Annotated in this window: 25 protein-coding genes and 3 pseudogenes; 22 read left to right on the forward strand and 6 right to left on the reverse strand. The window is 69.1% G+C overall.

The genetic code is table 11. From position 1 onward, the window contains the following. Window positions 1-44 precede the first annotated feature (44 nt). The 4 genes from ACLLJJ_RS35530 to ACLLJJ_RS35545 are packed head-to-tail and all read left to right on the forward strand — an operon-like array spanning window position 45 to window position 5,284. Complete coding sequence (locus ACLLJJ_RS35530; protein WP_434598781.1) at window positions 45-2,495, forward strand: GcvT family protein; 2,451 nt, start codon at window positions 45-47, stop codon at window positions 2,493-2,495. A 12-nt stretch (window positions 2,496-2,507) separates the two neighbouring features. After that, window positions 2,508-3,671: an N-methyl-L-tryptophan oxidase gene (gene solA, locus ACLLJJ_RS35535; RefSeq protein WP_434598782.1), complete on the forward strand. Its 1,164-nt coding sequence runs from the start codon at window positions 2,508-2,510 to the stop codon at window positions 3,669-3,671. Between the two features lie 12 nt (window positions 3,672-3,683). Continuing rightward, window positions 3,684-4,832: an aromatic ring-hydroxylating oxygenase subunit alpha gene (locus ACLLJJ_RS35540; RefSeq protein ID WP_434598783.1), complete on the forward strand. Its 1,149-nt coding sequence runs from the start codon at window positions 3,684-3,686 to the stop codon at window positions 4,830-4,832. Window positions 4,833-4,879: 47 nt separating this feature from the next. Next, window positions 4,880-5,284, forward strand: coding sequence for a hypothetical protein (locus tag ACLLJJ_RS35545; RefSeq protein ID WP_434598784.1), 405 nt, complete (start codon window positions 4,880-4,882; stop codon window positions 5,282-5,284). Here the strand turns inward: ACLLJJ_RS35545 and ACLLJJ_RS35550 are convergent. The 4 genes from ACLLJJ_RS35550 to ACLLJJ_RS35565 all read right to left on the reverse strand — a co-directional run bounded on the left by ACLLJJ_RS35550 (window position 5,225) and on the right by ACLLJJ_RS35565 (window position 8,815). Continuing rightward, window positions 5,225-7,057 carry a serine/threonine-protein kinase gene (locus ACLLJJ_RS35550; RefSeq protein WP_434598786.1) on the reverse strand — a complete coding sequence of 611 codons (1,833 nt, stop codon included), beginning with the start codon at window positions 7,055-7,057 and terminating at the stop codon, window positions 5,225-5,227. The two genes, ACLLJJ_RS35545 and ACLLJJ_RS35550, sit on opposite strands and share 60 nt — an antisense overlap. Before the next feature lie 111 nt (window positions 7,058-7,168). Then, complete coding sequence (locus ACLLJJ_RS35555; protein ID WP_434598787.1) at window positions 7,169-7,648, reverse strand: hypothetical protein; 480 nt, start codon at window positions 7,646-7,648, stop codon at window positions 7,169-7,171. Window positions 7,649-7,663: 15 nt separating this feature from the next. Beyond that, window positions 7,664-8,482 (reverse strand): hydrogenase nickel incorporation protein HypB, encoded by an 819-nt coding sequence (gene hypB / locus ACLLJJ_RS35560; RefSeq protein WP_434598789.1) that lies wholly within the window; start codon window positions 8,480-8,482, stop codon window positions 7,664-7,666. 3 nt (window positions 8,483-8,485) lie between these two features. Next, window positions 8,486-8,815 (reverse strand): hydrogenase maturation nickel metallochaperone HypA, encoded by a 330-nt coding sequence (locus ACLLJJ_RS35565; protein ID WP_434598790.1) that lies wholly within the window; start codon window positions 8,813-8,815, stop codon window positions 8,486-8,488. Window positions 8,816-9,117: 302 nt separating this feature from the next. Here ACLLJJ_RS35565 and ACLLJJ_RS35570 point away from each other — a divergent pair, with 302 nt between their 5' ends. From ACLLJJ_RS35570 to ACLLJJ_RS35645, 16 genes are all read left to right on the forward strand, one after another. After that, window positions 9,118-10,173: a hydrogenase expression protein HypE gene (locus ACLLJJ_RS35570; protein WP_434598791.1), complete on the forward strand. Its 1,056-nt coding sequence runs from the start codon at window positions 9,118-9,120 to the stop codon at window positions 10,171-10,173. 33 nt (window positions 10,174-10,206) lie between these two features. After that, window positions 10,207-11,997: a nickel-dependent hydrogenase large subunit gene (locus ACLLJJ_RS35575; protein WP_434598792.1), complete on the forward strand. Its 1,791-nt coding sequence runs from the start codon at window positions 10,207-10,209 to the stop codon at window positions 11,995-11,997. A 1-nt stretch (window position 11,998) separates the two neighbouring features. Beyond that, window positions 11,999-12,964 carry a NifU family protein gene (locus tag ACLLJJ_RS35580; RefSeq protein ID WP_434598793.1) on the forward strand — a complete coding sequence of 322 codons (966 nt, stop codon included), beginning with the start codon at window positions 11,999-12,001 and terminating at the stop codon, window positions 12,962-12,964. Beyond that, window positions 12,961-13,614, forward strand: a complete 654-nt coding sequence (locus ACLLJJ_RS35585) for a DUF5947 family protein (protein WP_434598794.1) — start codon at window positions 12,961-12,963, stop codon at window positions 13,612-13,614. The genes ACLLJJ_RS35580 and ACLLJJ_RS35585 overlap by 4 nt, the downstream gene beginning before the upstream one ends. Next, the gene (locus ACLLJJ_RS35590) at window positions 13,611-14,252 is read left to right on the forward strand and encodes a DUF6084 family protein (protein ID WP_434598795.1); all 642 of its coding nucleotides are present in this window, start codon (window positions 13,611-13,613) and stop codon (window positions 14,250-14,252) included. Before ACLLJJ_RS35585 ends, ACLLJJ_RS35590 begins: the two co-directional genes overlap by 4 nt. Continuing rightward, entirely contained in the window at window positions 14,249-15,691 is a 1,443-nt protein-coding gene (locus tag ACLLJJ_RS35595) for a hypothetical protein (RefSeq protein ID WP_434598797.1), read from the forward strand. Before ACLLJJ_RS35590 ends, ACLLJJ_RS35595 begins: the two co-directional genes overlap by 4 nt. A 14-nt stretch (window positions 15,692-15,705) precedes the next feature. After that, entirely contained in the window at window positions 15,706-15,825 is a 120-nt protein-coding gene (locus ACLLJJ_RS35600; protein ID WP_434598798.1) for a DUF6893 family small protein, read from the forward strand. A 17-nt stretch (window positions 15,826-15,842) separates the two neighbouring features. Beyond that, entirely contained in the window at window positions 15,843-16,049 is a 207-nt protein-coding gene (locus tag ACLLJJ_RS35605; protein WP_434598800.1) for a hypothetical protein, read from the forward strand. A 3-nt stretch (window positions 16,050-16,052) separates the two neighbouring features. After that, the gene (locus tag ACLLJJ_RS35610) at window positions 16,053-16,565 is read left to right on the forward strand and encodes a hydrogenase maturation protease (protein WP_434598801.1); all 513 of its coding nucleotides are present in this window, start codon (window positions 16,053-16,055) and stop codon (window positions 16,563-16,565) included. Window positions 16,566-16,567: 2 nt separating this feature from the next. Then, window positions 16,568-19,126 carry a carbamoyltransferase HypF gene (gene hypF, locus ACLLJJ_RS35615; RefSeq protein WP_434598802.1) on the forward strand — a complete coding sequence of 853 codons (2,559 nt, stop codon included), beginning with the start codon at window positions 16,568-16,570 and terminating at the stop codon, window positions 19,124-19,126. A 37-nt stretch (window positions 19,127-19,163) separates the two neighbouring features. Beyond that, window positions 19,164-19,460, forward strand: a complete 297-nt coding sequence (locus tag ACLLJJ_RS35620; protein ID WP_434598803.1) for a HypC/HybG/HupF family hydrogenase formation chaperone — start codon at window positions 19,164-19,166, stop codon at window positions 19,458-19,460. Beyond that, a complete protein-coding gene (gene hypD, locus ACLLJJ_RS35625) occupies window positions 19,457-20,560 on the forward strand; it encodes a hydrogenase formation protein HypD (RefSeq protein ID WP_434598804.1) in 1,104 nt (367 codons plus the stop codon). Before ACLLJJ_RS35620 ends, hypD begins: the two co-directional genes overlap by 4 nt. A gap of 8 nt (window positions 20,561-20,568) precedes the next feature. Then, window positions 20,569-21,636 (forward strand): hydrogenase expression/formation protein HypE, encoded by a 1,068-nt coding sequence (gene hypE, locus ACLLJJ_RS35630; RefSeq protein ID WP_434598805.1) that lies wholly within the window; start codon window positions 20,569-20,571, stop codon window positions 21,634-21,636. Continuing rightward, entirely contained in the window at window positions 21,637-22,380 is a 744-nt protein-coding gene (locus tag ACLLJJ_RS35635; protein ID WP_434598806.1) for a DUF6390 family protein, read from the forward strand. 29 nt (window positions 22,381-22,409) lie between these two features. After that, complete coding sequence (locus tag ACLLJJ_RS35640) at window positions 22,410-22,970, forward strand: relaxase domain-containing protein (RefSeq protein WP_434598807.1); 561 nt, start codon at window positions 22,410-22,412, stop codon at window positions 22,968-22,970. A 195-nt stretch (window positions 22,971-23,165) separates the two neighbouring features. Next, on the forward strand, window positions 23,166-23,531 hold the full coding sequence (locus tag ACLLJJ_RS35645; protein ID WP_434598808.1) for a hypothetical protein: 366 nt from the start codon (window positions 23,166-23,168) through the stop codon (window positions 23,529-23,531). Window positions 23,532-24,130: 599 nt separating this feature from the next. Here the strand turns inward: ACLLJJ_RS35645 and ACLLJJ_RS35650 are convergent. Beyond that, window positions 24,131-24,430 (reverse strand): putative quinol monooxygenase, encoded by a 300-nt coding sequence (locus tag ACLLJJ_RS35650; protein WP_434598809.1) that lies wholly within the window; start codon window positions 24,428-24,430, stop codon window positions 24,131-24,133. Between the two features lie 252 nt (window positions 24,431-24,682). Between ACLLJJ_RS35650 and ACLLJJ_RS35655 the strand changes: the two are divergent. Both ACLLJJ_RS35655 and ACLLJJ_RS35660 read left to right on the forward strand, forming a co-directional pair. After that, window positions 24,683-24,847 (forward strand): annotated as a pseudogene (locus tag ACLLJJ_RS35655) (NF041680 family putative transposase); the annotation flags it as partial. 75 nt (window positions 24,848-24,922) lie between these two features. Continuing rightward, window positions 24,923-25,093 (forward strand): annotated as a pseudogene (locus tag ACLLJJ_RS35660) (IS6 family transposase); the annotation flags it as partial. A 132-nt stretch (window positions 25,094-25,225) separates the two neighbouring features. Here the strand turns inward: ACLLJJ_RS35660 and ACLLJJ_RS35665 are convergent. Then, window positions 25,226-25,390 (reverse strand): annotated as a pseudogene (locus ACLLJJ_RS35665) (transposase); the annotation flags it as partial. Between the last annotated feature and the right edge of the window lie 237 nt (window positions 25,391-25,627).

Raw genomic sequence — 25,627 nt, forward strand, 5'->3', positions numbered from 1 at the left:
GCCAACGCCGTTTTCCCGCAAGCCACTTCACCGCTAGGAGGGGCATGTCCAGCACGCCCGCAACCAGCCCCCGCGTGATCGTCATCGGCGCCGGCATCGTCGGCTGCTCGCTGGCCGACGAGCTCACCGCCCGCGGCTGGAGTGACGTCACCGTCCTCGAACAGGGCCCGCTCCCCGCCCCCGGCGGCTCCACCTCGCACGCCCCCGGCCTGGTCTACCGGACCTCCCCGTCCAAGACCCTGTCGGCCTTCGCCCAGTACACCGTGGAGAAGTTCAGCGCGCTGCGGGCCGACGGGCAGTCCTGCTTCAACGCGGTCGGCGGCCTGGAACTCGCCACCACCCCCGAGCGCTGGGCCGACCTGCACCGCAAGGCCGGGCTCGCCGCATCCTGGGGCATCGAGGGCGAGATCATCGACCCGGACGAATGCCTCAAGCTGTGGCCGCTGCTCGACCGCGACCGGATCCTCGGCGGATTCCACACCCCGGGCGACGGCCTGGCCCGCTCGCTGCCCGCCTGCCGCGCCCAGTCGGAGCGGGCGGGCGCGCGCGGCGCGCGCTTCCTCGACCGGACCACCGTCACCGGTATCGAACAGCGCGGCGGCCGCGTCACCGGCGTCACCACCGACCGCGGGTCCTTCCCGGCGGACCTCGTCGTGTCGGCGGCGGGCTTCTGGGGCCCGGTGATCGGACGGATGGCGGGCATCGACATCCCGCTGCTGCCGCTCGCCCACCAGTACGCGAGGACCGCCCCGCTCGCCGAACTCGCGGGCGTCAACACCCCCCGCACGGAGGCCAGCAGGCCGATCCTGCGCCACCAGGACCGCGACCTCTACTTCCGTGAACACACCGACCGCATCGGCGTCGGGTCGTACGCCCACCGCCCGCTGCCCGTCGACGCGTTCACCGTGCCGCGCTACGAGGAGACCCCCGGCATGCCTTCCTCGTACCCCTTCACCGAGGAGGACTTCGCCCCCAGCTGGGAGGAGTGCAAAACCCTGCTGCCCGCCCTCGCCCGAACCCGGGTCGACGAGGGTTTCAACGGCGTCTTCTCCTTCACCCCCGACGGCATGCCCCTCCTCGGCGAGAGCAGCGCACTGCGCGGCTTCTGGCTCGCCGAAGCCGTCTGGGTCACCCACTCGGCAGGCGTCGCCAAGGCCGTCGCGGAATGGATGACCGAGGGCCGTGCATCCCTGGACCTGCACGAATGCGAGGTGTCCCGCTTCGAGAACGCGCAGAGCTCACCCGCGTACGTCGAGGAACGGGCCGCCCGGCAGTTCATCGAGGTGTACGACGTCGTCCACCCCCTCCAAGGCATGGAGCAGCCCCGCCCGCTGCGCGTCAGCCCCTTCTACGCCCGCCAACTCCAGCTCGGAGCGCACTTCCTGGAGGGCGGCGGCTGGGAACGCCCGCACTGGTACGAGGCCAACTCCGAACGCGCCACGGCCGAACAACTCCCCCCGCGCGACCCCTGGTCGGCCCGCCACTGGTCGCCGATCGCCGCCGCCGAGGCGAGGGCGACCCGCGAGAGGGTCGCGATGTACGACATGACGCCCCTGCGGCGGCTGGAGGTCACCGGACCCGGCGCCCTCGACTTCCTCCAGCACATGACCACCAACAACCTGGCGAAGAAGCCCGGTTCGGTCACCTACACGCTCCTCCTCGACGAGATGGGCGGCGTTCTGTCCGACCTCACTGTCGCCCGCCTCGCCGAACAGCACTTCCAGCTCGGCGCCAACACCCCCGCCGACCTCGACCGGCTCCTCGACCACGCGCCCGACGACGTACAGATCAGGGACATCACCGCGGGCACCTGCTGCATCGGCGTCTGGGGGCCGCTGGCCCGCGACCTGGTCCAGCCGCTCACCCGCGACGACCTCTCCCACCAGGCCCTCGGATACTTCAAGTCCCTGCGGACCCACATCGGCCATGTCCCCGTCACCGCCATGCGGCTGAGCTACGTCGGCGAACTCGGCTGGGAGCTCTACACCACCGCCGACCTGGGACTGCGCCTGTGGGACACCCTCTGGGAAGCCGGCGGCCCGCACGGCGTGATCGCCGCCGGGCGCTCCGCCTTCAACAGCCTGCGGCTGGAGAAGGGCTACCGCTCCTGGGGCCACGACATGACCGCCGAACACAACCCGTACGAGGCCGGGCTCGGCTTCGCCGTCCGCATGAACAAGGGCGACTTCATCGGCCGCGACGCCCTCGCGGCCCTCGGCGAGCCGACCCGCAGGCTCACCGCACTCACCCTCGACGACCCGGCGGCCGTCGTCCTCGGCAAGGAACCCGTGTACATCAACTCCGCCGAATCCGCGGCGGGTTACCTCACCAGCGCCGGATACGGCTACACGCTCGGCCGCTGCGTCGCCTACGCCTGGCTGCCACCACTGGCCCCCGGCACCCCCGTGCACATCGACTACTTCGGCGCGAAGACCGCCGCCACCGTGGCCGAAGAGCCCCTCTTCGACCCGGAGATGACCCACATCCTGAAGTGAGCGAGGCACCCGATGCCACCACCCACCCATGACGTGATCGTCGTCGGCCTCGGCGGCATGGGCAGCGCCGCCGCCCACCACCTGGCCGCCCGCGGCGCCCGCGTACTCGGCCTGGAGAAATTCGGCCCGGTCCACAACAAAGGCTCCAGCCACGGAGGTTCGCGCATCACCCGGCAGTCCTACTTCGAGGACCCGGCGTACGTACCCCTGCTGCTGCGCAGTTACGAGCTGTACGACCGGCTCGGCCGCGACACCGGACGCGAGGTCGCCACCCTGTGCGGCGGCGTCATGATCGGCCGCCCCGACTCCCGTACGGTCTCCGGCTCGCTGCTCTCCGCCCGGCAGTGGGACCTGCCGTACGAGATGCTCGACGCCCCCGAGATCAGGCGCCGCTTCCCCACCTTCAACCCCGGCGACGACGAGGTCGCGCTCCACGAGGCCAGGGCCGGTCTCGTCAGGCCCGAGCACACCGTCGCGGCGCACCTCCAGCTCGCCACCGGGCAGGGCGCCGACCTGCACTTCGACGAGCCCATGACCCGCTGGGAGGCGCTCGAAGGCGGTCGTGGAGTGCGGGTGCACACCGCGGAGAACACCTACACGGCAGGCCACCTGGTCATTTGCCCCGGCGCCTGGGCGCCGCAACTGCTCACCGACATCGGGGTGCCCTTCACCATCGAGCGCCAGGTCATGTACTGGTTCGAACCCACCGGCGGCACCCAGCCCTTCCTTCCCGCGCACCACCCGATCTACATCTGGGAGGACGCCGGGGGAGTGCAGGTCTACGGCTTCCCCGCGATCGACGGCCCGGAGAAGGGCGCCAAGGTCGCCTTCTTCCGCAGGGGCACCGCCTGCACCCCGGAGACCATCGACCGGACGGTGTACGACGACGAGGTCGCCGCCATGGCCGCCCAGATGGCCCCGCGCATCCCCACTCTCGCCGGCCGCTTCCTCAAGGCCGCCACCTGCATGTACTCCAACACCCCCGACGAACACTTCGTGATCGCCCGCCACCCGGCGCACCCCGACGCCGTGACCGTCGCCTGCGGCTTCTCCGGGCACGGCTTCAAGTTCGTCCCGGTGGTCGGCGAGATCCTGGCGGACCTGGCCGTCGACGGCGCCACCCGGCACCCCATCGAGCTGTTCGACCCCCGCCGGCTCGCCGCCGCGTCCGCCTGAGAGGCAGCCCCCATGACGACGAGCCCCGTCTCCGCCCACTCCGCCCCCGCCGCCGGCAGTCTGATCTCCACGCTCCCCGGCCACTTCTACACCGACCCCGAAATCTTCCGGCAGGAACAGGAGCGGATCTTCGAGGCCCTCTGGTACTGCGCCGTACGCTCCGCCGACCTGGACCGCCCCGGCGCGTTCCGGACCGTGCAGGTCGGCCGCGAGAACGTCCTCGTCACCCGGGCCCGCACCGGCGAACTGTGCGCCTTCCTCAATGTGTGCCGCCACCGCGGCGCCCGGCTGTGCACCGCGGAGTCGGGGGAGGTCCGCCGCAATCTCCAGTGTCCGTACCACGCCTGGACATACGGCCTGGACGGCAAGTTGGTCGCCGCACCCAATCTGGTGAAGATGCCGGACGTCGACCGCGAGCAGTACGGCCTGGTCAAGGTGGCGGTGCGGGAGTGGCTGGGCTACGCCTGGGTGTGCCTGGCCGACGAGCCGCCGTCCTTCGACGAGACAGTGATCGGCGAGGTCGTGGAGCGGCTGGGGGACACCGAGTCCATTGAGGCGTACGAGACCGAGGGCCTGGCCCTCGGCAGGCGCATCCGTTACGACGTACGGGCCAACTGGAAGCTGATCGTCGAGAACTTCATGGAGTGCTACCACTGCGCCACGATCCACCCCGAACTCACCGACGTACTACCGGAGTTCGCAGACGGTCTGGCCGCGCAGTACTACGTGGGGCACGGCGCGGAGTTCAGCGCGGACGCCCACGGGTTCACCGTCGACGGCAGCGCCGGGTTCGAGCGGCTGTCCGGGATCGCGGACGAACAGGACCGCCGCTACTACGCGATCACCGTCAAGCCGCAGGTGTTCGTCAACCTGGTCCCGGACCATGTGATCTTCCACCGGATGTTCCCGCTGGCCGAGGACCGCACGATCGTCGAGTGCGACTGGCTGTACGCCCCCGGGGTCGTGGCGTCGGGCGCGGACCTCGACAAGTCCGTGGAGCTGTTCCACCGGGTGAACGCCCAGGACTTTGAAGCCTGCGAGCGCACCCAGCCCGCCATGGCCTCCCGGGCGTACCGCGACGGCGGGGTCCTCGTCCCGGCCGAGCACCACATCGGGGCGTTCCACACTTGGGTCGCCGACCGGCTCGGCGTCACCGGCTGATCGATGGACGGTGGCGAGGGGCGGGAGCACCGGTACAGACTGAACGCATGGTTTCCTCCGCATCCGAATCCAGTCGCGCATCCGCATCCGGTGCCGAAATCGGGCCCGACCCCGCAGCCGCCCTCAGCAGCCGCGCTCAAGAGGCGGTGCGGATCGCCACGGAGGCCGGGCGGCAGCTCGGGCTGACCGTGGACATCCCGAGCGTGCTGCACGACATCTACAACGTGCTCGTACATCTGGCACCCAGCCCGGACCTGGTCAATCGCGACTTCACGGCGCCGGCGCCGAACCGGCTGTGGGTCACCGAGCAAACCGTTCACATGGACCAAAAGCGCCGACGAAATCCTCAACTCGTTAGCGAAATATATCGCCAGGATTTCAGGTGCAGGACACTAGTTGGCCTTGGCTTCCTCGGCGTTGCGCCAGATCCTCAGGTCGAAGGTGACGTATGAGCTGGGGTCGTTGTCGCCCGACTTGCCGCGGTAGGTGGCTACCGCGACATGACCCGCGTTGCTGAGCACGCAGATCTCCGACCCGTTGCTGAGCTGGTTGAGGCGGACCTTCTCGGTGTAGCGCGTCTCCGTGCGGCAGGTCTCCAGGGAGCCCTTCTGCGTGTTGTTCAGCACGACGAGCTTCCCGTTGGCGGTGCCGATCGCTGCCTCGTCCGCGAAACGTACGACGCTGAAGTAAAGATCTCCGTCGCCGTAGGCCACGTCCTCGCGCTCGACCGGGCGTGGCGGGCTGTCGGCGAGCATGATCTCGTAGCTCTCCGTCAGGGCGATGCCCTTGTACGAGACCGGCTTCGGGTCCGCCCTTGGCTGGCCCCCATCTGAGGTCCCGCTACCGCTCGAACCGCTACTGCTTCTACTGCTGGGGGAGTTGGCCCCGCTGTCCTTGTCCTTGCCGCTCCCGTCGGGCAGCAGGGAGCCGATGACTCCCAGGATGAGGACCGCGCCCACGACCGACGCGGCCACGATCAGCCCGGTCCGCTTCGGCTTCGGGTGCGTCGGGGGCACGTAGGGAGCGTGGATGACGGGGGGCGGCGTGTGATATCCCGGCGGGGGCGTGGAGTGCGTCGGGTAGCCGGGCGTCGGGGTGTGGTGGCCTTGCGTGGGGTGCATCGGGTGCTGGGGCGGTGGCACCGGCCCCGGAACTCCCGGCGCGCTCTGTGTCGGCGCGGAGGGCATGGCGAACCCGGTCGGCGCGTACGGGTTCATCGCGCCCGGCGCCGGATTCTGCCCCGGCCCGGGATTCTGCGGGGAGAACTGGGTCGGCGTCGGCGCGGCGGCGGCTTGCGGCGGCGGGGTCTTCGCCGGTTCGGGCAGTCGCAGCCGCTCGGTGATCGATCCGGCGACCGTCTGCGGCAGCCAGTCCTCGCCCTGGCGCAGCGCGACGGGCGACAGTTCGTGGCACAGCTCGATGATCTCGGTCAGGCTCGGCCGGCCGGCCGGGTCGCGGCTCAGGCAGCGGGTCACCAGCGGCAGCAGCTCCGCGGGCAGGCGGCTGAGGTCGGGATCCTCGTGGACGATCCGGTAGAGCACCGCGTGCGAGGATCCGTCGCCGTAGGCGGGTGAACCGATCGCCGCGAAGGCCGCGATCTGCCCCAGGGCGAAGATGTCGGTGGCGGGGGTGACCGTGCCGGCCGAGGCCTGCTCGGGTGCCATGAATGCCGGGGTGCCCACGCTGACGCCGGTGCCGGTCAGGGCGGTTGCGTCGGCCGCGCGGGCGATGCCGAAGTCGATCACGCGGGGGCCGTCGGAGGCCAGGAGCACGTTGGCGGGTTTCAGATCACGGTGGACGATGCCCGCGCCATGGATCACGTGGAGCGCCTCGGCGACCCCCACGGTCAGCAACAGCACGCTGGGCAGCGGCAGTCCACCGTGCTGGGCCACGGCGTGCGCGAGAGAGGGGCCCGGCACGTAGGCGGTGGCGAGCCAGGGCTGAGCGCCGTCGGTGTCGGAGTCGATGACCGGCGCCGTGTACAGACCCTGCACCCGCTGCGCGGCGTGGACCTCTTGCTTGAACCGCCGCCGGAACTCGGGGTCCTCGCTGAACTCGGGCCGGATTACTTTGAGCGCGATGGGCCGGCCGCCCGGCGTGTAGGAGAGATACACCTTGCCCATGCCACCCGTGCCGAGCACGGCCGCCAGGCGATAACCGCCCACAACAGCCGGGTCGCCCTCCTGGAGCGGCTTGAAAAGGTTGGCAGAAGGTGCGCTGCTCATGATGAATCATCCCCTGTTTACGGCAGTTCGGCCCCTGCCGAAGCCGCGAAGTCAAGGGGGAGCGTACCGACTTTCCCTTGGCCACCTTCGCCGCGTCGCGCAACGGTTCCGTTACAGACCCGCCGGTCGTGCGAACACCGAAGCGGGGTAACGGGAAACGGGCGCGATGCGGTCGAGCAGGTGGTCCTCGATCGACGCGCGCGTCGGGAACCTCGCCGCGTCGACGAGCGCCGCGGGTGTGGAGGAGGGCAGCTCGTACACGCGGCGGGCCAGCCACAGCATGAGCGGGTTCGACAGCGCGAGAGCCACCGGCTCCAGCGGGCTCTCCCCGAGTTCCTCGAAGACCGGGTCCCAGCGACGCACATGCTCGGGCAGGGTCTCGCCTCGCAGGTAGGCGACCGCGTCCGGACTCTCGACGGGCAGGGCCTCGGTGGCCGCCGCCGCAGAGATCTTCCCGTGACTGTCGGTTACGTCGTGATACGCGGCGGACTGCGAGGTGAGGATCAGCGGATCGCCGTCCGTCAGCTGCCGGTCGAGGGCGTCGATGACGCCGCCTGACACCCTCGGCGCTGCCGGAGCTGCCTGGACCACTGCGGCCAGGGTCGTTCACTCCTGCTCCGCCACCCACTCGTACCAGCGTCCCATCCCTTCCCCCGTGGTCGCGGACACCGCCAGCAACCGCACCTGCGGATTGACCGAGCGCGCATACGCCTCGCACTGATCGACGTCGAAATCGACATAGGGGAGCAAGTCGATCTTGTTGATGATCACCAGGTCGGCGGCGGCGAACATGTAGGGGTACTTCAGCGCCTTGTCCGTTCCCTCGGTAACCGAGATGATCACGACCTTGCTGCTCTCCCCCAGGTCGAACAGGGCCGGGCAGACCAGGTTTCCCACGTTCTCGACCAGAACCAGCGAGCCGGCCGCAGGCGACAGGACCGTGAGCGCACCGTGCATCATCTCTGCGTCGAGATGGCACCCCGCCCCGGTGTTCACCTGGACCACCGGGCATCCGGTTCGCCTGATCCGGTCGGCGTCGAGCATCGTTTCCTGATCGCCCTCGACGACCGCAACTGGTCGCCGACTCGCGAGATCGGCGATGGTGCGTTCGAGCAGCGTGGTCTTGCCCGCGCCGGGAGAGCTCATCAAATTCACCGCCACGATCCCCCGATCGGCCAACCACCCGCGATTGCGGGCCGCGAGATCGTCGTTCTTGGCCAACACACGTTGCTCAAGCGTGATCGTCTCGCCGGCCGCATTCGGGTGAACGTGCCCGTGGTCCCCCGTACGGTCGTGCGAGTGGCCCCGTGGAGGGACCTCCGCACCACCGGGCGCGTGGCCCTGCACCGTCGCGTCACCTGTCTTCGGCAAGGCGATTCTGATTCCGCTGCCGCCCTCTTCACCACAACCGCAGGTGCCACACATACGTCAGCCCACTCTCATCGAAATGATCTCAAGTTCCCGTCCCGATGTGATCTCCACGTCGGCACTGCCGCAAGGGCAGAGCAGGACAAGATCAGTCAAGGTGACATCGGAGTCACAGGTGCGGCAGTGCAGGGTCCCCGGAGGCTGGTCGATGTCCAGCCGCGCGCCCTCGGCCGCAGTGCCCTCGGTGACCAGGTCGAAGGAGAATCGCATGGAGTCGGCCACCACCGCGGTAAGCACGCCCACCCGCAGCCGGACCGCGTACACCTGCCGACCGGCAGCGCGTTCGCACACCATGTCGACCACGCTCTGCGCGATCGCCAATTCGTGCATAGCCGCCCCATTCTCGCGTCCACATCCAGCCCGCATATTCGCTTGCCGGCCGAGACCGTCCGCCGTGAGCGATTCATCCCGCCGAGCCGCTCACCGGCTCCCATTCCGCTCGATTCACGCCCGATCTAAGATCTCCGCCGACCTCGAAGAGGAATACCGTGGCCGACTTGCAAATTCTCGTGTTGACAGGGCGCCCGGAAAGAGTCTAGATGGTAGCAATGTGAGCGACACCACACCGATGGGTCTCAGCTGATCTCAGTGGAGCGGCAGATCGGCCGTCGGCCCCGGAAGGCGGCAGCGCTATGCCGACAGACGCAGCGGTCAAAGCAGAGGAAACGCTGATCCACGTACTGTGGATCAATGCCGGTCTCAGCTGCGACGGGGATTCAGTGGCGCTCACCGCCGCCACTCAGCCCAGCATCGAGGAAATCGCGCTCGGCGCATTGCCGGGCCTTCCGCAGGTCGCGGTGCACTGGCCACTAATCGATTTCGAATGCGGCCCCAACGGCGGAGCAGACGACTTCCTGGAGTGGTTCTTCAAGGCGGACCGGGGCGAGCTTGAACCGTTCGTCCTGGTCGTCGAGGGGTCCATCCCGAACGAGCAGTTGCACGACGAGGGCTACTGGTCCGGCTTCGGCAACGACCCCGCCACGGGCCAGCCGATGACCACCAGCGAGTGGCTCGACCGGCTCGCGCCGAAGGCCACCGCGATCGTCGCGGTCGGCACCTGCGCCACGTACGGCGGCATCCACGCGATGGCGGGCAACCCGACCGGTGCGATGGGAGTGCCCGACTACCTGGGCTGGGATTGGAAGTCCAAGGCCGGAATCCCCATCGTGTGCGTGCCGGGCTGCCCCATTCAGCCGGACAACCTGTCAGAGACGCTCACCTATCTGCTCTACATGGCCACCGACCAGGCGCCCATGATTCCGCTCGACGACGCGCTCCGCCCGACCTGGCTGTTCGGCCAGACGGTGCACGAGGGATGCGACCGGGCCGGCTACTACGAGCAGGGCGACTTCGCCACGGAGTACGGCTCGCCCAAGTGCATCGTAAAACTGGGCTGCTGGGGTCCCACCGTCAAGTGCAATGTGCCCAAGCGCGGCTGGATGAACGGCATCGGCGGCTGCCCCAACGTGGGGGGAATCTGCATCGGCTGCACCATGCCCGGCTTCCCGGACAAGTTCATGCCCTTCATGGACGAGCCCCCCGGCGGCAAGCTCTCCACGAACGCGGTCGGACTGTACGGATCCACGATGCGCCGACTGCGGCAGATCACCTCGCACACCCTGGACCGCGAGCCGAAATGGCGTAAGCCGGGGACGACCCTCACGACCGGTGCCACCCGCACCTGGTAACCCACCGCGAAAACAGAGAGCTGAGGCGGCGCAATGACGGCGACGCGCAACAAGCGAGGCGGCGGAAGCCGGGGCCAGGACGAATTGGTGGAGATGGCGTGGGACCCCATCACCCGGATCGTCGGCAGCCTGGGCATCTACACGAAGATCGACTTCAAGCAGCGGGTGGTCGCCGAGTGCCACAGCACGAGCTCCATCTTCCGCGGCTACTCGGTCTTCATGAAGGGCAAGGACCCACGCGACGCGCACTTCATCACCAGCCGGATCTGCGGCATCTGCGGTGACAACCACGCCACGTGTTCCTGTTACGCGCAGAACATGGCCTACGGAGTGAAGCCGCCGCATCTCGGCGAATGGATCGTCAATCTCGGTGAGGCAGCGGAGTACATGTTCGACCACAACATCTTCCAGGAGAACCTGGTGGGGGTCGACTACTGCGAGAAGATGGTCGCCGAGACGAATCCTGGAGTGCTCGAACAGGCCAACGGGACCGCCTCGCCGCACGCGGGCGCCCACGGGTACAAGACCATCGGCGACATCATGCGCTCCCTGAACCCGTTCACCGGCGAGTTCTACCGCGAGGCACTCCAGGTGAGCCGGATGACCCGGGAGATGTTCTGCCTGATGGAGGGCCGGCACGTGCACCCCTCCACGCTGTACCCCGGCGGCGTGGGAACCGTGGCGACCATCCAGTTGATGACGGACTACATCACGCGTCTTCAGCGGTACGTCGAGTTCATGAAGAAGGTCGTGCCCATGCACGACGACCTCTTCGACTTTTTCTACGAGGCACTCCCCGGCTACGAGCAGGTCGGCAACCGGCGCATCCTGCTGGGGTGTTGGGGCTCTTTTCAGGACCCCGAGCATTGCAACTTCGAGTACAAGGACATGACCAACTGGGGTCGGAAGATGTACGTGACCCCAGGCGTCGTCGTCGACGGGAAACTGGTCACCACGGACCTGGTGAAGATCAATCTGGGCATCCGCATCCTGCTCGGTTCGTCCTACTACGGCGACTGGGAAGACCAGGAGATGTTCGTGACCCACGATCCGCTGGGCAATCCGGTCGACCGGCGCCACCCCTGGAACCAGCACACCAACCCACAGCCGCAGAAGCGGGACCTGGACGACAAATACAGCTGGGTCATGTCGCCGCGATGGTTCGACGGCAAGGACTACCTCGCACTGGACACCGGAGGCGGACCGCTGGCGCGGCTGTGGGTCACCGCGCTCGCCGGCCTGGTCGACATCGGCTACATCAAGGCCACCGGCGACAGCGTGAAGATCAACCTCCCCAAGACCGCCCTCAAGGGCCCGGTCGAACTGGAATGGCGCATCCCGCAGTGGAGCAACACTCTTGAGCGCAACCGGGCCCGCACCTACTTCCAGGCGTACGCCGCCGCCTGCGCACTGCACTTCGCGGAGAAGGCCCTCGTGGAGATCCGGGCCGGGCGGACGAAGACCTGGGAGAAGTTCGAGGTCCCTGAGGAGGGCATCGGCTGTGGCTTCACCGAGGCGGTGCGCGGCGTCCTGTCCCACCACATGGTGATCCGGGACGGCAAGATCGCCAACTACCACCCGTACCCGCCGACCCCGTGGAATGCGAGCCCACGCGACACCTACGGCACGCCGGGTCCCTACGAGGACGCGGTGCAGGGGCAGCCGATCTTCGAGGAGAACGACCGGGAGCACTTCAAAGGCATCGACATCATGCGAACCGTACGCAGTTTCGACCCTTGTCTGCCCTGCGGAGTGCACATGTATCTCGGCGAGGGCAAAAAGCTGGACTTGCTGCACTCGCCGACCCAGTCCGCGGGTGCGTGACGTGACCGGGCACTCCGAGCCGGCGGCTCCCGAGCCCGCGCCCGCCTCGTCGGACTGGCGCGCGACCGGCGACCGCATCGACGCCCTGATCGCCGCCAGCGCGTCGGGGGGCGCCGTCGCGCGAGAACGAAGCGAGGAACTGGTCCGACTCGTCACCGATTTCTACGGTGCCGGACTGGAGCAGTTGCTCGACGTCCTGTACGAACACGGCCGGCTGGGCGACGACGTCCTGGCCGCCCTCGCTGCAGACGACCTGGTGGCCAGCCTTCTGCTGGTGCACGGAATGCACCCCTACAGCGTGGAGACGCGGGTCGAGAAGGCACTGGAGAGCGTGCGACCGTATCTGGGCTCCCACGGCGGAGACGTGGAGCTGCTCGGCGTCACCGATGACGGTGTCGTCGGGCTGCGGCTGCTGGGCAGTTGCGACGGTTGCCCGTCCTCCTCGGTCACGCTCAAGCTGGCCGTGCAAGGCGCGGTCGAGGCAGCGGCTCCGGAGATCACCACAATCGAGGTGGAGACCGCCGCCGAAGGGCCGTCGGACGCCTCCGGTCCGGTGGTGCCGGTCGACGCGCTGTTCTCGCGGCTCCACGAGGCCTCTGCGTCTCCCGGCCGACCGGGCGCGTCGTGGCAGCCCGTACCGGAGTTGAACACTCTGCCGTCCGGTGGCGTCGTCCGGGTCACCGCGGGCGGCGTCGAGGTGCTGGCCTGTCGGATCGGCGCGGACCTGTTCGCCTTCAGGGACTGGTGCGCCCGGTGCGACCTGCCGTTGGAGGGTGCCGCGCTGGCCCGACGGCTCGGCGGCGCATCGGGAGACGCGGTGCTGCGCTGCCCCGCCTGCCGCGCGCACTACGACGTGCGGCGCGCGGGCGCCTGCCTGGAAGAGGAGGGGCTGCATCTCGACCCGCTGCCGCTGCTCGCGGACGGTACGAGCGTCTCGATCGCGGTGCCCACACCGGTGGCGACATGATCATCCGAAGCTGCGCGTCGTCCCCCGCGGCCTCCCTGCTGCGGATCACCCGCAGGCGTCCGCAACCGGCGGCGGGCGAGCGCTGCGAGATGTGCGCGGAGCCGCTCGGAACAGATCATTCCCATGTGGTGAACCTGGACAGCCGGGCCCTGATGTGCGCGTGTCGACCCTGCTATCTCCTGTTCAGCGACCAGCGGGCGCATCTGCACTACCGGGCGGTTCCCGACCGCTACCTGCGGTTCGACGGCGTCACCCTCGACGAAAGGACCTGGGACGAGCTGCAGATCCCGGTCGGGCTGGCGTTCCTGTTCCGCAACTCCCTGCAGGAGCGCACCATCGCGTTCTACCCGGGTCCCGCAGGCGCCACCGAGTCCGAACTGCCACTGGACGCCTGGGGCACCATCGTCGAGGCCAACCCGGAGCTGGCGGTGCTGCGCCCCGACGTCGAGGCACTGCTGGTGCGACGCACGGACGGGCCGGAGGGGTCGTGCCACCTGGTGCCCATCGACGCCTGCTACGAGCTCGTCGGCAGGCTGCGAACGCTGTGGCGCGGCTTCGACGGCGGCCGGGAGGCGCATCAGGCGATCGACACGTTCTTCGCGCAGGTGCGGGAGCGCAGCCGCCCCGCGGCCATGGCCGGTCCATCATGACCGGCCTCGGTTTCTCCGTACTCGACATCTTCGCCGAGCCATACACCGTCGTGCCGCAACTGACCGCGCGGCTGCGGATCGAAGAGGGCTCCGGCGAAAGGATCCATGCCATCGTGCTGCGCTGCCAGGTCCGCATCGAGCCACAGCGCCGACACTACGACGACACCGAACGGGACGGGCTGCGCGGCCTGTTCGGGGAGCGGGACCGGTGGCCCGACACCCTGAAACCGTTCCTGTGGATGCAGTGCAACGCCACCGTGCAGGGATTCACCGGCGCCACGGAAGTCGATCTCGCGCTGCCCTGCACCTACGACTTCGACGTGATCGGCTCCCGGTACCTGCACGCCCTCGGAGACGGCGGGGTGCCCCTCACCCTGCTCTTCTCCGGCACGGTGTTCACCAAAGGCAGCGCGGGCTTCGGGGTACGCCAGGTGCCCTGGGACTGCGAGGCCCGCCATCTCATGCCGGTAACCGTGTGGCGGCAGATGATCGAGTCCCACTTCCCGAACTCCGGTTGGATCAGGCTGGACCAGGACGTACTCGACCGAATCGCTGACTTCCGTGCGCGGCGAGGGCTGATCAGTTGGGACGAGACGGTGAGCACCCTGCTGGCGGATCTCGGCGAGGTGGTCCCGTGAGCGGTCTGCCCAGCAGGACCGAACCGGCCGAACCGACTGAACCGGTGGGCCTGGAGCACGTCCGTACGGTCGCCGACGCGGTGCTCTACGAGGGCTACCTGCTGTATCCGTACCGTGCGAGTTCGCACAAGAACCAGTCGCGCTGGCAGTTCGGGGTCCTGGGGCCGCCGTCCACGTCTCCGGGGAGCTTCGGCGAGGAGCCGGGCATGGCCGTGCAGTGCCTGCTGACGTCCCCCGGCGACACGCCGGCTGCGGTCACGGTCCATCTGCGCTTTCTCCAACTGCAGGTCCGCGAGGTGTGGCGCCGCGACGAGGGCGGCAGCCACACCGCGGTCGGAGCTCTGAGCGTCGACGGAGTGTCGGTGCTGAGCTGGGACGAGGCCGTTGAGCGGGAAGTCGTGCTGTCCACCGTGCCGTTGGCCGAACCTTCCGACCACCTGTACACGATCCCCGGCGGGGAGGACACCGAGCCGCTGTCGGACACCCGCGGCACGCCGCTGGGCCGCATCGTGCGGCGCCGCGAACCCCTGACGGTCCGGATCCGAACCCGGGCGACGGTGGACGGCGGCTTCGTCCGGCTGTCCGTGACGGTGGACAACGAACACGCCGGGACAGCGGTCGGCAAGGACGCCGCGATCCGCGCCTCGCTGATCGGCTCACACCTGATCCTCCAGGCACACGGCGTCCGGTTCGTCTCACTGCTCGATCCACCGACCGAGGCCGCGCCCGCCGCCGCCCGCTGCCGGCAGCACCGCTGCTGGCCCGTGCTCGCCGGGGCGAAAGGGACGGCCCACACCCTGCTCGGGGCGCCGATCATCCTGTACGACCACCCGGAAGTGGCCGAGCAGAGCGCCGGCGCGCTCTTCGACTCCACCGAGATCGACGAGATCCTGACGCTGCGCGTGATAACGATGACGGAGGAGGAGAAGGCCGAGGCACGGGCCACCGATCCCCGGGCGCGGGAGATCATCGACCGCTGCGAGGGCATGTCGTCCGCGGACCTGCAACAGCTCCACGGCCTGCTTCGCGATCCGCACGCGCCGACGTCCCCGCCCGGTCCCGAGGCCACCGCGGCGTCCGATCTCCGTGACGCGGAGCCGGCCCCCTTCGACACGGGCGGCGCACCCTGGTGGGACCCGGCGTCCGACGCCATGGTGAGTCCGGCGTCCGACGCGGTCGTGATCGACGGCGTCCGGGTCGCCAAGGGCAGCCTGGTCCGCGTGCACCCCTCCAGACGCGCCGACGCACAGGACCTGTTCTTCGCCGGCCAGGTGGCCCGGGTCACCGCCGTGCTCTCCGACGTCGACGGGGCGACGCATGTCGCGCTGGTGCTCGTCGATGACCCCGCGGCCGATCTGCACGACTGGTACGGCCGCTACTTCTACTTCGCGCCCGACGAGCTGGAACCGCTGCCCGTTGAGGGCCCCCCGGACCCCTGAGAGGAGAGCCGACCATGAGGATCCTGGGCATGATCACCACCGGTGTTGCGGCGGTCGCGGCGGCCGCCGCCCTGGTCGTCGGAGTGATGTCGATCCCCGACATCCGCCGGTACCTGCGCATGCGTTCGATGTGAGTGAGGAAGTGGACCCCATGACCGACACGCCAGCCGAGGACGTCGAGGAAGAGCCGCAGGAGGAGCGTGGCCCGAAGGGGTCTCGCGACACCGGGTCCGATGAACCGTCCGGTGGGCCCGTCGACCGGCCCTCGGGCGAGGGCGACGAGAAGTCCGATACGTCCGTCAACCCGCAGGAGGCGTCCCACCCGGACGCCCCCGACCTGCAGTCCGGCGGAGGCTGACCGATGGCCGGTGGCGTGCTCGTGGCGGGCATCGGCAATCTCTTCCTCGGCGACGACGGCTTCGGCCCCGAGGTCGTACGGCGTCTGGCCGCGCCCGGTGGCCTGCCGCCACGGGTCCGGGTGACCGACTACGGCATCCGCGGCATGCACCTCGCTTATGACCTGCTCGACGGGTACGACGCGCTGGTCCTGGTGGACGCGTACCCGGGGGGCGGCCCGCCCGGCGAGCTCACGCTGCTCGAAATCGGCGCGGAAGATCTCGGAACCGGAGAATTCGACGCACACGGCATGAATCCGGTATCGGTGCTCGCAAATCTTGACAAAATAGGCGGTAGTCTTCCGATCACCCATCTCGTGGGCTGTACCCCCGCCGATGTCGATGAGGGAATCGGCCTCAGCGAGGCAGTTTCCTCCGCCGTACCCGTGGCGGTGGATGCCGTGCGCGCGCTGGTCCGGCGCCTGGCATCGGCCGAACGCGCAAAGTTTGTCCTGCCCGCAGAGCCCAGGAGCCCGTGATCATGTGCCTTGGCATTCCCGGTCGAGTCGTGGAGGCCGTTGACGGATACGCCGGCCAGCTCGTGCTCGTCGACGTGGAAGGGGCGCAGCGGCGCGTCAACATCGGGATGCTCGACACGCCGCCGGCCGACGGTGACTGGGTACTGCTGCATATGGGCTTCGCGGTGGAGGTCATCGACGAGGCCCAGGCCCAAAAGGCCCTTTCGGGCCTGGAGATGATGGGCCAGGCCCGCCCCCGTCGGGTCCGGCGACGCTTCGAGGTGCACGGTGTCGTCCAGGGCGTCGGCTTCAGGCCGTTCGTCTATGCCACCGCCTCTGATCTCGCGCTCTCCGGCACGGTGGCCAACACCAGCGCGGGCGTGGTCGCCGAAGTCGAGGGGGAAGCCGCCGCAGTGGAGGCGTTCGGCCGACGGCTCCGGGCGGACGCGCCACCGCTGGCGGTCGTGGAGTCCGTGCTCACGTCGGAGCAGCCGACGCGGGGCGGAACCGAGTTCGCCATCGAGGACTCCACTGACGACGGCGGGACCCGCACGCTGGTATCCCCCGACATCGCTACGTGCCGGGACTGCCTGGACGAGATGCGCAGTCCGGAGAACCGGCGGTTCCGCCACCCCTTCATCACGTGTACCAACTGCGGCCCCCGCTTCACCATCATCACCGGTACGCCGTACGACCGGGCCGCCACCACCATGGCGGCGTTCGGCATGTGCGCGGCCTGCCGGCAGGAGTACGACGACCCGGCCGACCGGCGCTTCCACGCCCAACCGATCGCCTGCCACGAATGCGGGCCCCGGCTCGAACTGATCCGCAAGGACGGGCCGTCCGGTGCGCCGGAGAAGGACGAGGACGCGCTGCAAGGGGCGCGGGAGCTGCTCGCCGAAGGCCGGATCGTAGCCGTCAAGGGCCTCGGCGGTTACCACCTCGCGTGCGACGCGCGCAATGAGAAGGCCGTGGTGGAGCTGCGGCGGCGCAAACAGCGGGGAGGTAAGCCCTTCGCGGCCATGGTCTCCGGTCTGGAGGTCGCCGCGGAGCTCGTGACGATGACCGGGGACGAGGAAGCCCTGCTGTCCGGGGTTCGCCGACCGGTCGTGCTCCTTCCCCGCCGGGCGGCCAAGCCGGGAGCCGCAGTGGCCGACGCGGTGGCACCGGGGAACCCGGACCTGGGACTGATGCTCCCCTACACCCCGTTGCACGCACTGCTCTTCGGGGTCGGGGACGACCGCCCGGGTCCCGACGTGCTGGTGATGACCTCCGCCAATCTGGCCGGCGAGCCCATCGTCACCGACGACCGCCGCGCGCTGGCCGAACTGTCCCCCCTCGCCGACGCCTGGCTGCGCCACGACCGGGTGATCCACGTGCCCTGCGACGACTCGGTGAGCCGGTTCGTCGGCGGCGCGGAGCTACCGGTACGCCGGTCGCGCGGCTACGCGCCGCTGCCACTCGCGCTGCCCTTCGACGTACCACCGATGCTCGCTGTCGGCGCCGATCTGAAGAACACCTGCGCGCTGGCTGAAGGGCGCTACGCGTGGGTCAGCCAGCACATCGGCGACATGGACGACCTGTCCACCGTCCGAGCCCTGACCCGCAGCGAGGCGCACCTTGAGCACCTCACCGGCGTCAAGCCCGCGCAATGGGTCGCCGACCGCCATCCCGACTACCGGTCCGCCGACTGGGCGCGGGCGCACGCGAACGGCCGTCCGGTGCGGACGGTGCAGCACCACCACGCCCACATCGCCTCCGTCATGGGAGAGCACGGCCTGAGTCCCGCGGAGAGCGTGATCGGCGTCGCCTTCGACGGAACCGGCTACGGGACCGACGGAGCCGTGTGGGGCGGCGAGGTCCTGGTCGCCGGCTACAAGTCCTTCCGCCGGGCGGCACACCTCGGGTACGCGCCGTTGGCGGGCGGCGACGCGAGTGTGCTGCGGCCGTACCGGATGGCACTCGCCCACCTCCACGCCGCCTCCGTCGCCTGGGACGAGGGGATTCCGGCGGTGCGCGCCTGCCCGGCCGGGGAGCGGGACGTACTGGCGCACCAGCTCACGACCGGGTTCGGCTGCGTACCCACGTCGAGCATGGGCCGGCTCTTCGACGCCGTCGCCTCCCTCGCCGGTGTGCGGCACGAGGTGAGGTACGAAGCGGAAGCGGCCATCGAACTGGAGGGGCTGGCCCGGTCAGCCGGAGCCGGCTCCACCCAGCCGGGGAACGGCTATGCCTTCGGCATCGGCCCCTCGGAAGCCGGAGTGCCCGTCATCGCCGATCCGGGGCCGGTGATCCGCGCCGTGGTGTCCGACGTGCGGTCGGGGGTCCCCGCGGAGCTGATCGCCGCACGCTTCCACGCGTCCGTCGCCGCGCTCGTCGCCGACCTGGCGGAGGTCTGCCGCGTACAGACCGGCCTCGACGTGGTGGCGCTCGGCGGCGGTGTGTTCCAGAACGCCGTCCTGCTCGAAGCGGCGCAGCGCACGCTCACCGACCGGGGTTTCACCGTCCTGCGACCACGGCTGCTGCCACCCAACGACGGCGGGATCGCCTTCGGCCAGCTCCTGATCGCCGCCGCGTGCTGATCCCGTGCACACCACGGATTCACAGAGAAGAGGAACCATGTGTCTGGCAGTTCCGGGGCGTGTCCTCAGCACCGCCGAAGTCGACGGCGCCTTGATGGCCGAGGTCGACTTCGGCGGAGTACGCAAGGAGGTGTGCCTCCAGTACATCCCCGACGCGACGATCGGTGAATACGTCATCGTGCACGTCGGATTCGCCATTCAGCGCCTCGACGAACGGTCAGCGCAAGAGACGCTGGCCAACTTCGAGAAGCTCGGGATTCTGGCGGAGGAGTTCGGCGACGGGTTCGAACTCGCCGCCAGGCAAAAAGAGTTCCCCGAAGGAGCGGACAAGTGAAGTACCTCGACGAATTCAGCAATCCCGATCTGGCGAAGAAGCTCCTGGACCAGATCCACGCCGCCACCACGCGGCCGTGGGCCCTGATGGAGGTCTGCGGGGGCCAGACGCACTCGATCATCCGGCATGGCATCGACCAGTTGCTCCCCCCGGAAATCGAGATGATCCATGGCCCCGGCTGCCCGGTATGCGTGACCCCATTGGAGATCATCGACCGGGCACTGGCCATCGCCGCCCGCCCCGGCGTCATCTTCTGCTCCTTCGGCGACATGCTGCGCGTGCCGGGCAGCAGCCAGGACCTGTTCTCGGTCAAGAGCGCCGGCGGCGATGTGCGCGTGGTGTATTCACCGCTCGACGCGTTGAAGCTGGCCCGGGAGAACCCGGACCGTGAGGTCGTGTTCTTCGGGATCGGGTTCGAGACCACAGCGCCCGCCAACGCGATGGCCGTGTACCAGGCCAAGCGCCTCGGGGTTCGGAACTTCTCGCTGCTCGTCTCCCACGTCCTGGTGCCGCCGGCGATGGCAACCATCATGGAGTCCTCCACCTGCCGAGTACAGGCGTTCCTCGCCGCCGGGCATGTCTGCAGCGTGATGGGCACGGCGGAATACCCGCCCCTGGCGGAGAAGTACAAGGTCCCGGTCGTCATCACCGGGTTTGAACCGCTGGACATCCTCGAAGGCATCCGCCAGACGGTCATCCAGCTCGAAGAGGGCCGCCACGAGGTACAGAACGCCTACCCGCGTGCCGTCCGCGACGAGGGCAACGTCCCCGCCATGGAAATGCTGCGGGATGTCTTCGAGGTGACCGACCGGACGTGGCGCGGCATCGGGATGATCCCGCGCAGTGGCTGGCGGCTGGCCGACAAGTACCGAGATCTCGACGCCGAGCGCCGGTTCGACGTGGCCGACATCCGCACCTCCGAGTCGTCGCTGTGCCGGTCCGGGGAGGTCCTGCAGGGCCTGATCAAACCCCATGAGTGCGCCGCGTTCGGCAAACAGTGCACTCCGCGCAACCCGCTCGGCGCGACGATGGTGTCGTCCGAGGGAGCGTGCGCCGCCTACTACCTGTACCGCCGACTGGAACTGGTCGATGCGAAGTGACCGACTCCATGCGACACACAGCGGATCTCGACTTCGAGAGCTGGGTCTGTCCCGTACCGCTGCGGGACACGCCGTCCATCGTGATGGGGCACGGGGGCGGCGGGGCGATGTCGGGCGAGCTGATCGAGCACCTGTTCCTGCCCGCCTTTGGCGTGGCCGGAGCAGCCGAGCTCGGTGACTCGGCTGTCCTGCCGATGGACGACGGCAGTCGGCTCGCCTTCTCCACCGACTCGTTCGTGGTGAAGCCGATGTTCTTCCCCGGTGGGTCGATCGGTGACTTGGCGGTAAACGGGACGGTCAACGACCTCGCGATGTCGGGCGCGTCACCGCTGTTCCTATCCACGGCGTTCATCCTTCAGGAGGGCACCGGGCTGAGCGAACTCGGGCGGATCGCCGAGGCGATGGGGGCGGCGGCCCAGGCCGCCGGCGTACGGCTGGTCACCGGAGACACCAAGGTCGTCGACAGCGCCAGCGGCGACGGCGTCTACATCAACACCTCGGGCATCGGCATGATCCCCGACGGTGTCGACATCCACCCGCGCCGGGCGCGGCCCGGTGACGCGGTGCTGATCAGCGGCGACATCGGTGTGCACGGTGTGGCGGTGATGAGCTGCCGGGAGGGGCTGGAGTTCGGCACTGTGGTCGAAAGCGACACCGCCGCCCTGCACGGTCTGGTCGCCGCCATGATCGCCACCGGCGCGGACCTGCACGTGCTGCGCGACCCGACCCGCGGCGGCGTATCGGCTTCGCTGAACGAGATCGCCCGTGCGTCGGCGGTCGGCGTCGAACTGGTGGAGCGGGAGCTGCCGATCCCGCAGACCGTGCGGGACGCCTGCAGTCTGCTGGGGCTCGATCCGCTCCAGGTAGCGAATGAGGGCAAGCTCCTCGCCTTCGTGCCCGCCGAATCCGCGGACGAGGTGCTGGCGGCTCTGCGGGCGCACCCCCTCGGGCGGTCGGCCTGCCGGGTCGGCACGTGCGTCGCGGACCACCCGGGCATGGTGGTGGCGAAGACCGCTTTGGGTGGCAACCGGGTCGTCGGGCTGCCGATCGGCGAGCAACTGCCGAGGATCTGCTGAATGAGCGCACAGGGAGCGCTGGTCTTCGCGCGATACGCCTACCCTCCCAATGAACTCGGCTACTGCGGTCCCCCGGACGCGTCGGCCCTGCTCAGGCCCGAGGCGGCGGCTGGCATCGAGCGGCGGGCGCGGCAGTTCGAGGGGGCATGGTGCTATCTCGAATTCCTGGCCGAGTCGGCCGGGCTCCCGGATCCGCTCGACGTGCGTGTGGTCGAGGCGTACTGGATCGGCAACGAGCTGCTGGAGCAGGTGGACCCCGCGGCGCTGCTCGACCGGCTGCTGGAACGCTTCCGCGGCCAGACCGGCGGCACCTGGCGCGAGGCGGGGCGCCGCGCTCGCGCCCATCACAGCTTCCAGGTTTTCGACGTGTACCCGTGGACCCGGCTCCTACGGGCCGGCGGCAACCCGTCCGCCTTGTCCGTGCTCGACCAGTGCCGTATCCGCACCGGTGTGGTCCTTCACGTCGACGGCGAATCGGCCACCGTGGAATCCCGCCCCCTGCGGCTGGAAGGCGACGCAGTGGTGACCGGTCCGCTCAGGCAGGAGGTGGTGCGCTGGTCGACCGGCGGCCGGTCGTTGATCGGCGGGCTCACCCCGGGGGACCAGGTGGCGCTGCACTGGGACTGGGTGTGCGACATCCTCACCGAGGAGCAGCGCGCGCGCGTCGAGGCGCTGGAGGAGCGGCAGCGCGGCGAAGTCGCCAGCCTCGCGCCGTGGCCGCTGCCGGGCGGGCCCGGGCGGTGACGAGTGCCCCGTGGAGGGTCCATACGGTCATGGCATGGTCACCGCTTCGGGGCGGCCAAGAGGCCCGGCGACCTACTGTGCAGTGTGCGGCCCGGTCCGACGCCGCAGCAGCGACGACGGGCCCCTTGCCTTTCTTCGGGCCGGGACGGGGCCTCCTCCACGGGGCCGCGCCACGGCTTCGGGTCCACACAGAGGGGGAAGCCTCACTGGGGGCTTCGCCACGCTTCCCGGCATGGAACCGTAGGTGCTGTCGGACTCCTCGTGGATCTCGGCGATACGAGCCGACAGTGCCTGGTCAACCCGCCTCGGCTTGCGTGGTCCAGAAGTGGTCCGGAGGCGATCTCGTCTTCCGCGCACCGGGCAGCGTCCAGATCCTGTGGGCCCCGGGCAGCCCCATGGTCAGGAAAGTCATCGAGTCCGCGCACACCCGGATGATCGCCTCGATCGTGGACGTGATCGAGACGGAGCTGCTGATCGTGCGCCGGGGAAAGGACAGCACCCCCGAACGGGCCCGGCCCGGCATGATCGCCGCCCGGTTCCGCCACCACGAATCCCGAGACGGATCACCCCTGCTTCAGCGCCCTTCCTGAGTTCGAGGCTCGTTCGGCCTGCTTGAGGATGCGGGTGGGATGGGAACGTGGTCGGCTCTGGTGGGGGCCGCGCGATGGCTCGCCGCGTGACGGGTAGCGAGTCGCCTGTCGCGTGGCTGTGGGCCCGTTCGTCGCGCCTCCGGTTCCGGTTTTGCCCTGTGTGGGCTCGTCCCTTATATGTCAGGAGTTCGATCCATGAAGCTTCGTCGTGTAGCCGCTACGTCCCTGGCCGCTTCGGTCCTGGTTGTCAGCGCTGGGCTGTTGACCGCTCCGTCGGCCGCTGCCGATCCCGTACCCCCCGATGCCGCAGCCTGCGTGGGCCTGCTCAAGGACGCAGCCACCAAGGCCGCGGCCCTCGCGGCAGCCAATGTCGCTGCGGCGGCCAGCATGGCCGCTGCCCTGGAAATTGCTGCCAACCCGGACGCTGCCAAGGCCACGGCCGCGGCAGCCCTTAAGGCCCAGGAGACGGCTAACGCTGCGGCTGCCGACGCCCTCAAGACCGCGGCCGCCGCCGCAGGCTGTGTGCTGCCGGTTGCTGTCCCGCCTCTCCCGGCACCCTAACGTTCCCCGGTAGTCGGGCTGCTGGCTACAAGTCGGGAGCGGGCTCCGGGCGCGGCTTCCGCTCAGGTCTGGGTAGCCAGGGGCCGGTCACGGCCGAGTTCGCCGGCCCCGACGCAGGCACGAAGACCGTCACCGTCCGGGCTCGGATGATCGCCACCGCAGCGCCCGACGTGCGCATCACCCACGTCCAGTTCAAGGGTGAGCTCGGCGCACCCAGGCCGACGAGTACGCCGAGCTCACCAATCGGGGCACCGCCATCGCTCCCAGGGACGGCTGGACCCTGAACGCTGGTGACGAAGGCCAGGACTTCACCTTCCCCACCGGCACCCCGGCGCCACGCTGCGCGTCTACACCAACGCGACCCACCACGAGACCGGGGGCCACTCCTCCGCCGGCAAGACGGCAAGGCAGGGGTGTGGAACGACGAGGGCGACACCGCCCGCCTCACCGTCGGCGACGGAACCCTCGTCGACCAACACGGCTACGGCGGCCACGAAACCCGCTAGCGGTTGTTTGTTGACGCCGGGTCAGTGCCGTAGTAGGCCGGTGGCAGAGGAACGTCGCCTCGCCGTCTGGGGGCTGTGATGACCCGGACGGGCTTACGGCAGTTTCGCCGCCAGGACATCGATCTCCTGGATGTCGGGGGCTTCGGCGAGCATGGTGGAGGCGATCTGCGTGAGGGCTGCTGCGATCTTGCCGTTCAGATGTGCTTGGCGCCCAGCTTCGTCGGCGAAGGTGTCGAAGACCCCGAAGCTGGTGGGGCCAAGCTTGAAGGAGTACCACGTCACGGTCTGGGTTTCCTGGCGGGCGAGTTCCAGCGCGCCCTCGAGGAGTTCCTGGACCTGCGCTGCGTGCTCGGGCTTGGCCTCGATGCGGGCCAGAAGGCCGGTGTGGGGCATGAGTTCTCCGTGGTGTCTCGGTTTGCGTTTTGATCGCCGAGGGCATCGGGGCCCCCGCGTCGATCGCTTTCACGTGCCCTCCCTCCGAAGGGCTCGTGCCGGTATATCTCTTAGCCTGTTTCTTAATCTTCCGGCCTCGAACGACGCCTCGAACGACGCCGCGAACTGAGTATTCACCGGACGTGGAGGCACATTTCGTCTGATCATGTGTTCCGACCAAGGTTCGCGTGACCAAGACGAAGGCCGTGGGGGTTGAGTCTGCTGCTTGATGCTGTCCGGAGGGAAGCGTTCGCGGAAGCGTCACGCTTCCGGGGCGCGTTCTGTGATTGTCTGACCGCGCGGCGCGATGAACTGTTCGAGCCGTCCGGCGCGGTGTTGCGCGCGGACGGGGCGGTGGAGTCCCCGGTCGACTCGACGCGGCGTTGTCAACTTGGCCGGATCCTCATCTGGGGCATTATCGGCGGGTTGATCTCGCTGTCGGAAGGGTCGTTCGTGGGCACCCTCTCGTACAAGGGTTTACCGCTACCCCGGAAACCATCGCGTACGCCGTGCGGCTGTACCACCGGTTCCCGCTCAGTTTCCGCGAGGTCGAGGAGGGGGTGCTGGAACGGCGGCACCGTCGTCACCTACGAGACGATCCGTCAGTGGACCCGCACGTTTGGACCCGCCTAAGCGCTGGAGGCGCTCTACATCCTCGCCCCCGCGCTCGGACGACGGCTGCGAGTGGCGCAGCCTGCCCGTCGGCTTCCCGCCCCATCACACCGTGTACGCGGTCCTACTACGGGAACAGGCCGTGGCCTCGGCGTAGGTCGCCGAGCCGTCACGGCACACGATCTCGACGCCCGGATGCCCGCGCAGCCAGGCTTCCAGGGTGTCAGCCGTGCGGTCGGGCAGCACATCGATCCGCTCATGGGTCTCGGCGTCGATCACCACGGTGGCACAGCGGTGCCGCCGGCGCAGTAGACGTCCGCTTTTTACAACCCACGAAACGGATGGGCACAGCGATCGGCCGTGCCCATCCGTTTTTGGCGTTCGACCTGGGAAGCTCGCTACTCTCCGTGCTACTTCGGCGCTCCCAGGCGGCGTCTCAGCGGCAACGCTCCCGCAGGTCAACGCACTCGATCGCAGGAGATCGCCCAGATCGGAGCGCGGCTCATTCTCCCCAGATTCTCCCCAGCGGCCTCGAAAGCGCCGCCG

It is taken from the genome of Streptomyces sp. A5-4, assembly GCF_051131715.1.
Lineage (GTDB): Bacteria > Actinomycetota > Actinomycetes > Streptomycetales > Streptomycetaceae > Streptomyces.